General features: G+C 58.4%; 18 protein-coding genes. 5 read left to right on the forward strand and 13 right to left on the reverse strand.

All coding sequences use genetic code 11. From position 1 onward, the window contains the following. Positions 1-594 precede the first annotated feature (594 nt). A complete protein-coding gene (locus tag BLU28_RS12680; protein WP_004438580.1) occupies positions 595-1,143 on the reverse strand; it encodes a cupin domain-containing protein in 549 nt (182 codons plus the stop codon). Positions 1,144-1,289: 146 nt separating this feature from the next. On the opposite strand from BLU28_RS12680, the gene aptA reads away from it, so the two are divergent. Beyond that, entirely contained in the window at positions 1,290-2,624 is a 1,335-nt protein-coding gene (aptA, locus tag BLU28_RS12685) for an omega-aminotransferase AptA (RefSeq protein WP_022563648.1), read from the forward strand. 209 nt (positions 2,625-2,833) lie between these two features. On the opposite strand, the gene BLU28_RS12690 is transcribed toward aptA, so the two are convergent. The 6 genes from BLU28_RS12690 to BLU28_RS12715 form a co-directional block, all read right to left on the reverse strand. Further along, entirely contained in the window at positions 2,834-3,760 is a 927-nt protein-coding gene (locus tag BLU28_RS12690; RefSeq protein ID WP_022563647.1) for a homocysteine S-methyltransferase family protein, read from the reverse strand. A gap of 17 nt (positions 3,761-3,777) precedes the next feature. After that, entirely contained in the window at positions 3,778-4,467 is a 690-nt protein-coding gene (locus BLU28_RS12695; protein ID WP_022563646.1) for an ABC transporter permease, read from the reverse strand. Between the two features lie 12 nt (positions 4,468-4,479). Next, positions 4,480-5,202, reverse strand: coding sequence for an ABC transporter permease (locus tag BLU28_RS12700; RefSeq protein ID WP_022563645.1), 723 nt, complete (start codon positions 5,200-5,202; stop codon positions 4,480-4,482). 19 nt (positions 5,203-5,221) lie between these two features. Further along, the gene (locus BLU28_RS12705) at positions 5,222-5,995 is read right to left on the reverse strand and encodes a transporter substrate-binding domain-containing protein (protein WP_022563644.1); all 774 of its coding nucleotides are present in this window, start codon (positions 5,993-5,995) and stop codon (positions 5,222-5,224) included. Positions 5,996-6,018: 23 nt separating this feature from the next. Continuing rightward, complete coding sequence (locus BLU28_RS12710) at positions 6,019-6,798, reverse strand: ABC transporter ATP-binding protein (protein ID WP_022563643.1); 780 nt, start codon at positions 6,796-6,798, stop codon at positions 6,019-6,021. Between the two features lie 210 nt (positions 6,799-7,008). Next, the gene (locus tag BLU28_RS12715) at positions 7,009-7,209 is read right to left on the reverse strand and encodes a hypothetical protein (RefSeq protein WP_022563642.1); all 201 of its coding nucleotides are present in this window, start codon (positions 7,207-7,209) and stop codon (positions 7,009-7,011) included. A 368-nt stretch (positions 7,210-7,577) separates the two neighbouring features. Between BLU28_RS12715 and BLU28_RS12720 the strand changes: the two genes are divergently transcribed. From BLU28_RS12720 to BLU28_RS12725, 3 genes are all read left to right on the forward strand, one after another. After that, positions 7,578-8,105, forward strand: coding sequence for a DUF4142 domain-containing protein (locus tag BLU28_RS12720; protein ID WP_004438555.1), 528 nt, complete (start codon positions 7,578-7,580; stop codon positions 8,103-8,105). 176 nt (positions 8,106-8,281) lie between these two features. Then, the gene (locus BLU28_RS26320; protein ID WP_022563641.1) at positions 8,282-8,449 is read left to right on the forward strand and encodes a hypothetical protein; all 168 of its coding nucleotides are present in this window, start codon (positions 8,282-8,284) and stop codon (positions 8,447-8,449) included. 114 nt (positions 8,450-8,563) lie between these two features. Next, the gene (locus BLU28_RS12725; protein ID WP_022563640.1) at positions 8,564-8,866 is read left to right on the forward strand and encodes a DUF982 domain-containing protein; all 303 of its coding nucleotides are present in this window, start codon (positions 8,564-8,566) and stop codon (positions 8,864-8,866) included. 163 nt (positions 8,867-9,029) lie between these two features. On the opposite strand, the gene BLU28_RS12730 is transcribed toward BLU28_RS12725, so the two are convergent. From BLU28_RS12730 to BLU28_RS26325, 4 genes are all read right to left on the reverse strand, one after another. Then, positions 9,030-9,815, reverse strand: a complete 786-nt coding sequence (locus BLU28_RS12730) for a L,D-transpeptidase (RefSeq protein WP_022563639.1) — start codon at positions 9,813-9,815, stop codon at positions 9,030-9,032. Between the two features lie 19 nt (positions 9,816-9,834). Beyond that, positions 9,835-10,890 carry a L,D-transpeptidase family protein gene (locus BLU28_RS12735; protein WP_022563638.1) on the reverse strand — a complete coding sequence of 352 codons (1,056 nt, stop codon included), beginning with the start codon at positions 10,888-10,890 and terminating at the stop codon, positions 9,835-9,837. 175 nt (positions 10,891-11,065) lie between these two features. Then, positions 11,066-11,851, reverse strand: coding sequence for an SDR family oxidoreductase (locus BLU28_RS12740; protein WP_004438541.1), 786 nt, complete (start codon positions 11,849-11,851; stop codon positions 11,066-11,068). Beyond that, on the reverse strand, positions 11,848-12,246 hold the full coding sequence (locus BLU28_RS26325; RefSeq protein ID WP_022563637.1) for a hypothetical protein: 399 nt from the start codon (positions 12,244-12,246) through the stop codon (positions 11,848-11,850). Before BLU28_RS26325 ends, BLU28_RS12740 begins: the two co-directional genes overlap by 4 nt. Before the next feature lie 92 nt (positions 12,247-12,338). On the opposite strand from BLU28_RS26325, the gene BLU28_RS12750 reads away from it, so the two are divergent. After that, positions 12,339-12,923, forward strand: a complete 585-nt coding sequence (locus tag BLU28_RS12750) for a DNA-3-methyladenine glycosylase (RefSeq protein ID WP_022563636.1) — start codon at positions 12,339-12,341, stop codon at positions 12,921-12,923. Here BLU28_RS12750 and BLU28_RS12755 read toward each other — a convergent pair. After that, entirely contained in the window at positions 12,920-13,078 is a 159-nt protein-coding gene (locus BLU28_RS12755; RefSeq protein ID WP_004438532.1) for a hypothetical protein, read from the reverse strand. The two genes, BLU28_RS12750 and BLU28_RS12755, sit on opposite strands and share 4 nt — an antisense overlap. A 230-nt stretch (positions 13,079-13,308) precedes the next feature. Beyond that, positions 13,309-13,506 (reverse strand): hypothetical protein, encoded by a 198-nt coding sequence (locus BLU28_RS12760; protein WP_022563635.1) that lies wholly within the window; start codon positions 13,504-13,506, stop codon positions 13,309-13,311. Between the last annotated feature and the right edge of the window lie 172 nt (positions 13,507-13,678).

Below are 13,678 nucleotides of genomic sequence, written 5' to 3' on the forward strand. Positions count from 1 at the left end.
TGCGATTGGTCGGTGCCCGGAGGCGCGTCTTTCCGTCTAAAGGAGATAACAAGTCTGTGTTCGGAATTTGATGCTAATGGATTTTTTGTAAGGCACTTTGCCCATAACCGTCTATGCGATTTCTTGCGTGAGCGGCCGATCAACGTCCGGGCAATATTAACAGTTGCATAAAAAAGCAACAAATGTGCTGGACGCCATGTCTTGAGAGCATGGGTGACGCCGTCGCATGTATTGGTTTTTGTGCACGCGATCGCCTTTTCTTATGTGTTTCTTATAACTTGGCGAGATGAGACAGGAACGTTAAGAACAGCGCGGCATATAACAGACTATTAAATTTTTTTGCGGCGCAGCAAGATTGTGGCAATGCATATAAAATTTGACATATTGGCTGGGATTTTTTGCCCCCTACCTGCACCTCGCCAAGAAAAAGCGATAGAAAAATCGCTAAAAGGCGGCAAAGGCGGCAAAAGAGTGGCGAGAAACTGCATTATTGTCATGGCAGCCACGCAAAAACCGCATAGCTGACGGCCTCTTTTTTTGAACGCAGTCCTTCGAGCCTGTCCTGGAGGTGGTTCCAGGCCCTAATTTGGGGAATCAGAAGGTCGGCGGTGTGCAGGCGCTGATGACCTCACAGGCCACCGGTCCGACGCAGCGGAAGCGATGTGGCCTTCGGCTTTCGAAATAATAGGCATCACCCGGGCCGAGCACTCGCCTCTCCTCGTCCACCGTCACCTCCAGTCGCCCTGAAAGGATAATGCCGCCTTCTTCGCCATCATGGACCAAGGGCACCTTGCCGGTATCGGCGCCGGGCTGGTAGCACTCTTTCAGTATCTGCAGGCTACGGCCGAAGACATTCTCGCCCACCTGGCGAAACGAGATCGGGCCCTTGCCAATTTCAACCAGCTCGTCCGCCCGGTAAAAAGCCTTACGGCTCGTCTCGGGCTCAAAGGCGAAAAATTCGGCCAACCCTATCGGTATGCCATCCAGAATGCGTTTCAGCGCGCCCACGGAGGGGTTCGAGGTGTTCGATTCGATCAGGGAAATCGTAGAATTAGTGACACCAGCACGCCTTGCCAGTTCCCGTTGGGAAATATTGTGGCGCAGCCGCAGATGGCGCAAACGTCCCCCTATATCCACCGACATCCCGTCGCCCCCGTTGCCGTTGTTCGAAATATCGAAAACCCGTCTTCACGCTTACAGTATTTTCAATCACTTCGCCACATGGAGAAAAGGGCTTGTTCGGTGAAGAAAATAGCTTTCAATCGTCGGCCATGAACAGGAGAACCGTGATGGACAACCCGAGCCGATCTAATTCCACATCGCTTGACAGCTACTGGATGCCTTTTACCGCCAACCGGCAGTTCAAAGCCAATCCCCGTCTGCTGGCGAGCGCCGAAGGCATGTATTACACCAGCAATGATGGCCGTCAGGTTCTCGACGGAACGGCTGGCCTCTGGTGCGTTAATGCCGGCCACGGACGCCAGCAGATTGCCTCCGCAGTGAAGCACCAGCTTTCCACTATGGATTACGCACCTTCATTCCAGATGGGTCACCCGGTCGCATTCGAATTTGCCGAACGGCTGGCGGAAATCGCCCCCGGCCCGGAAGGCGGCAAACTGGACCGCGTCTTCTACACTGGTTCGGGATCGGAATCGGTCGATACGGCGCTGAAAATCGCGATCGCCTATCAGCGCGCCATTGGCCAGGGAACGCGCAGCCGCCTCATCGGCCGCGAACGTGGGTATCACGGTGTCGGTTTCGGCGGCATTTCCGTGGGCGGCCTCGTCAACAACCGCCGCGTCTTCCCGCAAATCCCCGCCGACCATCTGCGTCACACCCACGATCTTACGAAGAACAGCTTCGTTAAGGGCCAGCCAGAGCACGGCGCCGAGCTCGCGGACGATCTGGAACGGTTGGTCGCCCTGCACGGTGCGGAAACCATCGCCGCCTGCATCGTGGAACCCGTGGCGGGCTCCACCGGTGTCCTCGTGCCACCGAAAGGCTATCTGGAACGCCTGCGCACCATCTGCGACAAGCACGGCATTCTGCTGATCTTCGATGAGGTCATCACCGGTTTCGGACGCATGGGCTCATCCTTCGCCAGCAATTACTTCGGCGTGACGCCCGATATCGTCACCACGGCGAAGGGGCTCACAAATGGAGCTATCCCCATGGGCGCGGTATTCACCAGCCGCGAGGTTCATGATGCCTTGATGCATGGCCCCGAAAGCCAGATAGAACTGTTCCATGGCTATACCTATTCCGGCCATCCTGTCGCCTGCGCCGCAGGCATCGCAACGCTGGACATCTATCGCGACGAGGGCCTCTTCACCCGCGCCTCCGAATTGCAAGACGCCTGGCACGATGCCATTCATTCGCTCAAGGGCTCGCCCAACGTCATCGACATCCGCACCATCGGTTTCATCGCCGGCATAGAACTCCAGCCGCGCGACGGCGCGATCGGCGCCCGTGCCTATGATGTCTTTGTGGATTGCTTCGAACGTGGCCTGCTCATTCGCGTCACCGGCGACATCATTGCTCTTTCGCCGCCGCTGATCGCCGAAAAATCCCATTTCGACGACATCGTTTCCATTCTCGGCGACGCGCTGAAAAGAGCAGAATAACTGCATCTATCAAGAAGGCTGCAATCTAAATTGCAGCCTTTTTCACTTTTCTACCAGTAACATGGAAAGTTCCTGAATCGAGCGCAGGCCGCCCTCGCCCGTGGGACGCTCATATGTGCCCTGTCAGATGACCATGCGGCCGGGACCGGCGCTTGAGCTTGGCCAGGCGGCTGGCGATGGACGCGCCTTTTCGACAAGGGGCTCTCTTTTCAGATCGTTCTGCTAGTGCCACGCCGGCGAAGCGTATCGGCAACCGTATGGATATGCGCAGCGCCAATACCGCAACAGCCGCCGATCAGGGTGGCGCCTGCATCTGCCCAGGAGCAGGCGAAGCGGGAATAGACATCATCCGTCAGATCCGCTCTCGTGCCGTGCAGCCCCTCATTGGCGGCGGAGTCGCCCTGTTCGCCTTCGAAGGCATTGGCATAGACGCCAATATCCAGAGCAACACCCTTTTCCTTGAAGACGGCGGATGCGGTTTCCACGGCAGCCCTCATCACTTCCGGCTTGCTGCAGTTGAAGAGCAGCGCTGCGGCACCTGATCCGGCGGCCCATTCGGCGGCGGAGCGCACGGTCTCGCCGGAACGCAGCTTCGGCTCCGCACCGTTCACTTGAGCAGGTTCGTCGTTCAGCGTGAAGGAAATCCAAAAAGGCTTGCCCGTCTCGGCCACCGCCTGCCGCACCGCCTCACCCTCAGCGATAAGGCTCAGGGTCTCTCCAAGCCAGACATCCACATGTGGCTGAAGATTTTCGACCAGCACCTTCAGATAGTCCTGAACGCGAGAGGGATCGAAATTTTCTGGCTCGTAGGAACCAAAGATCGGAGGAAGCGAGCCGGCCACGGTCACGTTACGTTTCGAAGCCTCCGCCGCTTCACGCGCCAGGCGACCGGAAAGGGCGATCAGTGAAGCACCTTCTTTGTCGAATCGGTATTCGCCGATATGAAAAGGGACCAGCGCATAGGAATTGGTGGTCACCACATCCGCGCCGGCCTCGATGAATTCCGCATGCACCTGGCGGACGATGTCCGGGGCGTTGATGAGCGCGAGCGCCGACCACTCGGGCTGCTTCAGCTCAGCGCCCAGCCGCTGCAATTCACGGCTCATGCCACCGTCCAGAATACGAATATCGCTCATGAGAACTCCTTGATAGACTATCGGCGCACCGGCACCTGCGCCTCGATTAAACCGAAGCAGCGGGCAATGATGGCGGTGAGGATGAGATAAAAAATCGTCACGACGAAAAGCGGCTCGTAGACCAGCAGCGTGTCCTGCCGCACCTTGTACGCGACGGCATAAAGATCCATGACTGTCACCGTGAACGCAAGCGGCGTGGCTTTCAGCTGCATCACCACTTCACCCGCGATCGTCGGGAGCGCCGCGCGGATCGCACGCGGCAGCCAGATGCGACGCGCCAGCGTGAAGCGGCTCATGCCGAAGGCCCTACCCGCCTCGAGTTCGCCTTTTGGAACGCCCAGCAACGCACCACGAAGAACTTCGGCTTCATAGGCTGCGTAGTTCAGCGTGAAGCTGACCGCCGCAAAAAAGAAACCTTCGCGCAGCACCGGCCACAGAAAGCTTTGCCGCAGCCCCGGCACCATGGGCAAGAGCGACCCCACGCCGTAATAGAGCAGCCAGAGCTGTATCAGCAGCGGCGTGCCCCGAAAAAAGGTGCAATAACCACGCGCGAGAAGCCGGGTCATTCGGCCGCCGCTGACCTGCGCGAAGGCAAGTCCGATGGCGAGAACGAAACCGCAGCAGACGGAGATCACGAGCAGGGCGATCGTCTGCCATGCGCCGGAGAGAAGAAGCGGCCAGTATTTCCCGACCCAGGAAAAATCCATCGCCAATCTCCCTCACGCCAGACTGGGCTGACCACGGCGCACGTGCCGTTCGATCTGCCTGAAGATGACATTGGAGACGAGGGTGATCGCCAGATACATCAGGGCCGCAGCCATGAAGAACAGGAAATACTGCTTGGTACTTGCACCGGCGAGCCGGGTCGCGAGCGCCAGTTCCTGATACCCCACAACGGCGACAAGCGCACTGTCCTTGGTGACGGCGAGCCACAGGTTGGAAAGCCCCGGCAGGGCATTGGGCAAAAGCGCCGGCAAAACGACACGGCGAAACCGCAGGAGGGGAGACATGCCGAAAGCCCTTGCCGCTTCGATCTGGCCGTTGGGGATCGCCATTATCGCCCCGCGCAGCACTTCCGTCATGTAGGCGCCCTGCACGAAGCCCAGAACCGCCACTGCTGCTATGAAGCCGTTGACCTCGAGCACCGGCAATCCGGCCAGTTGCAGCAGGCGATTGAGCCCGTCGGTTCCGGCATAATAAAGCCCGACAATCAGGATCAGTTCCGGCACGGAGCGGATGAGCGTGGTGTAGAGATTGAGGACGGTTTCGAGCACGCGGTTGCCCGAAAGCTTGCCCAAGGCGCCCAACATGCCGATGACGATGCCGATGAGATAGGCCCCGGCCGAGATGGCAAGCGTCGCTGCAGCACCCGTCAACAGGGTACCACCCCATCCCGGAGGATAGGGCGACAGAAGCTGCAACATTGTATCCAGGCTTGCCATCTGCCGAACCCGACCCGGATTACTTCGCGCCGTAGATATCGAAGCTGAAGTACTTCCTGGTGATCTCATCATATTTACCGCTGGCGCGGACGGCGGCGATGGCGGCGTTCAGCTTCTGCTTCAGTTCGGTGTCGTCCTTGCGCACGCCACCCGAAACGCCAAGTCCGAGGATTTCCGGGTCGTCAGCAACATTGCCGGCATCCGCGCAGCAATCCTTGCCGGCATCGCTTTTCAGAAAAGTGTCGAGAACAAGTGAGTCACCAAAGACGTAATCGATACGACCCGCAGCCAGATCCTGAAACGCCTCATCCAGCGTCTGGTAGGTTTTTTCGTCGGCTACATCCTTGAAATATTTTGCATAATAGGCAGACTGAATGGTGGCGACCTGGATACCGATGGTCTTGCCTTTCACGTCTTCAGCCGTTGCCCCCGGCTTTCCGTCCTTGGCCCCGATCAGCTTGCTCGGGGTATTGTAATATTTGTCGGTGAAGCCAATCACCTTCTGGCGCTCCTGCGTGTTGGACATGGAAGACCAGATCACATCGAATTTCTTGCTCTCAAGCGCGGGAATGAGACCGTCCCAGGATAGCGCGACGATGGAGCATTTCTCCTTCATCTCGGCGCAGACGGCATCCATCAGGTCGATTTCCCAGCCCTGCCACTTGCCGCTGGCGTCCTGCGCGAAGAAAGGCGGATAGCTTTCGTTCATGACGCCGAAGCGGACGTCTGCGCTGGCGGAGAGAGCGGACAGTGCGAAAGCCGCACCGGCCAGCATTGAGGCGAAGAATTTCATTTAAATCTCCTGTTACGAAAAAATCAGCTCGCGAGCGCGCCGGTGAATTCCCGGCACCTTGCACTCAGAGGATTGCCGAAGACCCGTTCCGGCGGTCCTTCTTCTTCCACGCGGCCTTGATGCAGAAACATGACATGGCTCGACACATCGCGCGCAAAACGCATCTCATGTGTCACCAGAAGCATGGTGCGGCCTTCCTCGGCGAGATCACGGATCACCTTCAACACCTCGCCGACCAGCTCCGGGTCCAGCGCCGAGGTGGGTTCGTCGAACAACATCACCGCCGGCTCCACGCAGAGCGCGCGGGCTATGGCTGCCCTCTGCTGCTGACCGCCGGACAAGAACGCCGGATAAGTATCCTTCTTCGCGTAAAGCCCGACCTTTTGCAGCAGCGCTTCAGCCTTCTCGATGGCTTCCGCACGTTTCACGCCCATCACATGCACCGGGGCTTCTATGATGTTCTCAAGTACAGTGCGGTGGGCCCATAGATTGAAATTCTGAAAGACCATGCCAAGACCGGTGCGCAAACGCTCCACCTGGCGCCAGCTCTGCGGCATGGCCTTGCCGTCCCGACCGTACTTCACGACCACTTCCTCGCCATTCACGATCACGCGGCCACGATCCGGAACTTCGAGAAAATTGACGCATCTGAGGAAGGTGCTCTTGCCGGAGCCTGAGGAGCCAATGACGGAAATGACGTCCCCTTTGTGCGCCTTGAGCGAAATACCTTTCAGAACCTCGTGAGAACCAAAGCTCTTGTGGATATCGTCAACCGCCAATGCGCAGGGAACGTCAGTCGTCATCAAAGGGTCCGGGTCATGTCAATAGCTGCGCACATCTAGCAAAATGCGCGTTTTCTGACGCGGAAATAACCGCTCTATTGCATCTCGGAAAGGAAAAAACATTCCTGCCAACGGAAAAGAAAGAAAATTGCGATCAACTGCCGATATCCGGCCACCGTTCTCCGCACAGCCTTACGGCGCAATCGGAGAGATATCACTGCGGAAATACCGCTATTGCGGGGATGCGCCGCGTCCTTCGGCCACGTCAACCGGCGGCGCCTGATTTTGCTGATCTCCTTTCACACCAAACTCGCATAACGCCAACCGGCGCATCGTCGCGAGCAACTCGAGGTCGATGGCTGCGCCATCATCCTTCAGCAGAGAATCCTGAAGAGTTTTGCGTATCGTCTTTTCCACGAGTTTGGCCTGCAACGTCTCATCTAATGTGAAACGGGCGGCCCACCGAACCAGAATTCGTCGTAGCAGACACTATTCGAAATTTGACGGATACAACATATGTGCATCTCCGCAAAAAGCAGGCGGGAGCACATAGTAACCCTCAGTTACCACCGCCTACGAATTCGGTTGGTGGCAATGTATGAACCATAGCATCATTCGGATCGAAGTCGACCCGTGAATTCTGGCCCGTACAGAGTGCCCGCCTCGCATGGACATCATCCCGAGGCGATGCGTCAACTCCTGCAACCGGCAAAGCCGTTCAAGCGGGCTTTTCTTTCGCCCCGAGGAACATTTCTTGCCCATCACGGTTGGTGGTGCCTCAACCATCAGGAGGCTCAACAATGAAGACCATTCTTTCCCTCGCGTTCGCGCTCGTCGCCGGAACTGCTTTGGCGCAATCCGCGACGGAATCCACTGGCGTCAATTCCGCACTCGGCGTCGCGCCAAAAACCGAGGATTTCATCTTGCAGGCCTCGGCAAGCGATATCTTCGAAATTGAATCAAGCAAACTCGCCCTCACCAAAGGAAACGAGGAAACCAAAGCCTTTGCGCAGCAAATGATCACCGAGCATGAGAAAACCAGTTCGGAACTGAAAACCCTGTTATCCGGCGGCAAGGTGAACGGGACACCGGTCACCGCTCTGACAGATGATCACAAGGAAGAGGTAGACGACCTCGCAAAACTCGACGGCAACGAGTTCAACGAAGAATATATCGATGACCAGGTCGATGCGCATGAAGACGCCGTTGATCTTTTCAAGCGCTACGCCGAAGGCGGCGATAATCCGGAGCTGAAGGCGTGGGCGGCAAAAACACTACCGGCGCTCCAGCATCATCTGGAAATGGCCCAGGGCCTCGACAAAAACTAACGATAAATGGCTGCTGGTGATCTTTGTGTGATGGAGAAGCTGGCGCGACACGGCTAGGCTCGCACCCAGACGTGCGAGTTGATCAGGCGGCGCGCCGGCGAAATTCTTCAGGCCGGATCCCGGCAGCAGAACTTCATAATCCTCCGCGCGTTCATCGCAAGAAGGACGGCTGAAAAATGAACGATGCGAACACCCGAAACTACACTATCGAACAGATTCAGGAAGTATATGCGTTGAGCTTGGTGCAGGCGGCAGAACTGTTTGAACGGTTTGCAGGTGATAAGGCGGCCATCGACAGAATGATGAAGCGCTGTCCGCACAGGGAGGATAAAGAACAACGCTAGGTGCCGACGCTTATCGGCGCAGCGAAAATTCGTGTTTCCGATCTTGATCCGGGGCGCCGCCGCCCCAATATTTTTCAGGCTTCTTGATCTGGTTGTTTAAGATTGGAGGTAAAGATGAACAGCCCGGAAGTTTTGTTTAGAGCACCTGTTCGGGTGCGCATGCAATGCGGCCTTGAGAGATCATTTCTCAGCGTTTACGACGCCCTGGATTTTCTGGAAAACGAATGGCCGCTTCGCCGTGGTGAACGCTATAAGCGGGCCGTGCAAAAATGCCGCGCCGCGCTGTCCAGGCTCGAAGCCGCGGAAGTGGCACGGGAAGCATTCATCTCCGCCTGCCTTGAGGCGAGCATGCCTCTGGTTATGGCCGGTCCGGTCCATTTAGATGAAATGTTGCCCATGAGCCGCGCAGTCGGCTAGAGGGCTGTGCCAGAACACATTTCCTGGCTAAGTCCCGCTGTTCCGGCGGGGCACCGGTAACGTGCTGCGTCGTTTACCTGCGAGGTGCAACGCCATGAATGATACCGACAGCGGACCGCCCGACGCGGTTGGCCGCCGTTGCCGGCGGCCCACATCTCTTGGGTCAGTAGGTCTGCATCGGCTGTGACAAACCGTCACCGACCGCGCCGTTGCCATATTGCGCGACAGGCACGCCTTCCTGACCAATCGGCACACCCTGCTGTGCGGGACCGAGCGCTGTCACCACAATCGGCGTCCCATCGGGCACGCGATTGTAGAGATCGACTATGTCCTGGTTCAGCAGGCGAACGCAGCCCGAAGACACGGATTTGCCAATTGTCCACCATTCGGGCGAGCCGTGCAGACGATAGATCGTGTCCTTACCATCCTTGAAGATATAAAGTGCACGCGCACCAAGCGGATTCTTGAGACCCGGCTCCATGCCGCCATTGCGGCTGCTATAAGGCTCCAGCTCCGGCTGACGGGCGATCATTTCGTCTGGCGGTGTCCAGCGCGGCCATTGCCGCTTGTACTGGATGACGCCGCGGCCCGACCACTCGAAGCCTGCGCGGCCAAGCCCCACGCCGTAACGCATTGCCTGCCCGTTTTCATAGGTCAGATAAAGGAAATGGTTGGCAGTATCGACCACGATCACGCCGGGGCGCTCGCCGGTCGGGTTCGCCACCATCTGCCGCAGGAACTGGCGCGGAATGCGCTTATAGGGAATTTCCGGCAGCGGGAACTGCTCGTCCGGTTTCGGGCCGTACATCAGTGCATACATCGGATCTTCCGCGGGAGCGGCCGGCCTCGCGGTTTCACGTGCCGTGGTGTTGCAACCCGCAAGTCCGGCAAGTGCCAAACCGCCTGCTCCAAGCAGGAAACCCCGCCGGGTCGTCATCGTCTCGTTCAATTGAAAAACCTCATTTACGTCATCTCACACTGGCAAAGGGATCTGCCAGCGCCGCCTCGGGGCGGCTTATAGGGTACTTCGTGCCGGAAACCTGCGATGCCATTGCCTTGGCGCCGCTCGATTTCAGTATGGCCCGGAAGCTCGGATGCATGCCGCCGTCTACATACGCGCTGAGGGGGGCGGAAGTTCCCTCGCTCATCGCCGCGGCAAGTTTTTGTTGCTCCTCGGCCAGCCTCGATGCCACCAGCGGGTCATTCTGGTTGACGGCCGGCGGGCAGGCTGCCAGCGGATCGGCAGGCTCGCCTTCGGCAAATTCACTATTGAAGACATAACGGCGACCGCAGACGGAGACCTTCGGCTGGCGGCGCGTCACCTCGAAATAATCGTAACCTTCCTTCAGCGTCTTCCAGAAGGGCATGTTGGGATCGTTCCGGTGCGCCACCATGTTCCTTGCGGTCATGCGGAAGGGATAGGCCTGGACCTGGAAGCGGTCCTGCCCACCCTGCAGCGCACGCGCGACAATGGCGTAGATCTCACCCACCTGCGCGTCTGTCATCGCGTAGCAGCCGGAAGACGAACAGGCGCCGTGCACCATCAGCGCCTCGCCGGTATAGCCGAGCGCGGATTCCAGCCGGTTGGGGTAACCGAGATTGAATGAGACGTAATATTGCGAATTCGGGTTCAACATGCCGGCCGACACATGATAAAAACCCTCCGGCGCCTGACGGTCCCCCGTTTTCATCTTCGGCCCGAGTTTTCCGGACCAGCGACACATGGGATATGTCTTCAGCAACGCATAATTGCCGGTCTTGTCGATCTTCCAGACCTCGAGCTCGCTCTCCTGCTTGAAGATGCGAACGAGAACCGGACTTTCCGGACGCATGCTTTTGGCTGACATCTGCGCCATCATCTTGGACGACAGCTTCGGCGGGTCTTTTTTCACGCTGTCGAGACCCATTGAGGTGCACGCGGCAAGGCTACCGCCGATCGCGATGACCGCAGCCAGTTTTGCCCCCGTCTTGAACTTTTGCCGCAACCCCGCCACCGCGAAGTTCAGCACAGCCTGCACACCCATGGATATTTCTGCCCGCCTGATTTGCCCGCCTTTCCGGCAGACGCTTAACTATCGAAGGTGGCCACAACACGGCAACCTCATCCATGGACAAAGTCTCGTGAACAGACGTTACCCTTTCGTTAATCATAGGGACACAAGCCCGTGATGGTCTCCGGGCATGACGCCGGAGAAGCATCTAGCGGAGAAGCCCCTGGCCGCCGTCGATCCAGACCGGTGTGCCGGTCACGTGGCGGGACGCATCGGAGGCGAGAAAACCGATCAGCTCGGCGACATCCTCGCTCGTTCCCGCCACACCGCCCGTCACCGGAATATCTCCCGCGGGGAAGCGAACCGGCACCTCGGTTTTTTCCCGTGCGCGTATCTTCGTATTCTCGTCGATTGCCGTTTTGATCGCACCCGGGCACACTGCGTTGACACGGATGCGGTGCCGCCCAAGCTCCAGCGCCAGTTGCTGGGCCATGGCAAGCTGCCCTGCCTTTGTGACCGAATAGGCGGTCGCGCCGGGCGAAGTGAAGGTGCGCGTGCCGTTGATCGAGGAGACAATGACGATGGAACCGCCGCCTGCCGCCTTCAGATGTGGCACGCTGGCATGAACCGTGAGATAGGTGCCGCGGAGATTGATGCGTATCGTGTCGTCCCACTCCGAGGGTTTGAGTTCATCGATAGGCGCCCAGACACCGTTGACGCCAGCATTGGCCACCACGACGTCAAGGCGGCCAAAATCCTCCACCAGCGCTGCAACGGCGCTCCGCATGGCCTCCTCATCCGACACGTCGGCGATGAGAATCTTCGAGGCGCCGGAACGAGCGGTAATGTCGTCGGCAACGTCCTCCAGTTCGGATTGCGTGCGCCCGAGCAGCCCGAGCGAAAAACCCTGCGTGGAGAGATGAAGGGCGGCGGCGCGTCCGATACCTGAACCGGCCCCGGTCACGAGAGCAACTTTACGAACAGTCAATGTCACAGCCCCCCTTTTCGCGAGGCGATGGAGGTAACGGTCGCCGAGACGGGATCACTGGCCGGAAAGCTGTCCTCCAGCCCCTCTTCCAGCTCCTCCTCCAGAACGTCACGGTCCCTCGCGGTCCGGGCGCTCGCCTGCACGCGCTCACCCTGCTCGCGCGTTCCATCATTCTGAGCCGTTCCAAGGCGGGAAAATTGCGAGGGTGCGTCGGTGCCCTGGCGCGTTCCAAATGCGGTGAGTTGGACCATCACGGCGCTCGCCCGTTTAATAGCTTCCGCGTCATCGATCCCTTCCAGGCCATCGGCAAGGCGAACCGAAACGTGATCGCCGTCGCTGCCGGCAAACTCGACGGAGATAGATCCGTCATTGCGTTTTACATAAGTCGTCGAAAGTTGCATGACATGCCCTCCGGCTGGAATTCATCGACAAGGCCGATGCGGGAAATGAGTAAAAGCTCACTTCAGAACGACATAGCGTGGAAGGGGTTCCGATGAATCAGGTCTTTGGTCCGGAAATGGACAAGAGTTTTTTCCTTCGCGACGCAGTGGATGTGGCCCGCGCGCTCATCGGAGCGGAATTTCGCGTCGGCAATACCGGCGGCGTCATCGTCGAGACCGAAGCTTATCATCGAGATGATCCGGCGTCGCACAGTTTCAATGGGAAAACACCGCGCAACCGGGCAATGTTTGGGCCGGCCGGACGTCTCTACGTCTACCGGTCGTACGGCATTCACTGGTGCGCCAACTTCGTCTGTTCCCCGGGTTCAGCCGTGCTTCTTCGCGCGATCGAACCGCGAACCGGTATCGACATGATGAAACTGCGACGGGGAACTGACAAACTCAGACTCCTATGCTCCGGCCCGGGAAGGCTTTGCCAGGCAATGGCCATCACGGGAGAGATGGACGGCGCCGCGCTCGAGGCGCCACCTTTTTTCCTGCAGCTGCCGAAAACGGCAACCGCCGTCAGCATCGGCAGGCGGATCGGCATCAGCCGAGCGATCGATTATCCCTGGCGTTTCGGACTCGCGCACTCACCTTTTGTGAGCAAAAAATTCGAGTCACCCGATCCGGCCTAAAACACCTTCGGGGGCTCGTCGTTTTCGTCGGGATTGGGTGTGGGTACCTCGTCCGGCAATCGGTCGGGCTCCGGCTCTTTGATCGGGGGGATGTCGGGCTGGGGTGGAACCGGCATCGGCGGCTCCGGATAGGGCTCGACCGGAATTGTCGTCATTGCGGTCTCCTGATGTCAGCGCGGCGGACCTCACGGAAGTCGCTGCTCTTTATCTATGGCGACACTGCGTTGCAATGCTGCCACTCAGACGGCGCAACACCCAGTTCGCCCACCGGTCATAAAGCCGGGAAGGTCCTCTGGATCAGGTTGCGCCGCCCTGCGGGTCGTGGGAAGGAAACGCAGGCGCAGTCCGTCCGTTCCGTTTTTTTCGAGGAAGATTTCGTGATCGCTCAGGCAAAACCGAGAGCGCTACGGGAAATGTCGCGATTTTCACAATAATCGCGTGAATGGGCTTCATGCCCGTGTTCGCGGGCCGTGGAACGTGACAATTCCGGGCTCGTTACGTTGAGCAACGCATCGGCATAGGTGCCGGTCGCCTCGACGTCATCGATTACAGGCTGCTGTTGCGGTTTTAAAAATTCAAACATCCATCGTCCTCCATCGACACGTCCCTCAACGCGCCGGTCCGGGTCTCTGTTCCATGAACCCGACACCCTTCCGATTATACATGAGATGATGCGGTCGTATAGATGACGAAAGGCGAACGTTCTCAATCGGCGTTCACAAAATGGAGTGGAATCAGTGAGCTATGGCCCAAAG

This window comes from Agrobacterium pusense, assembly GCF_900102105.1.
Taxonomy (GTDB): domain Bacteria; phylum Pseudomonadota; class Alphaproteobacteria; order Rhizobiales; family Rhizobiaceae; genus Agrobacterium; species Agrobacterium pusense.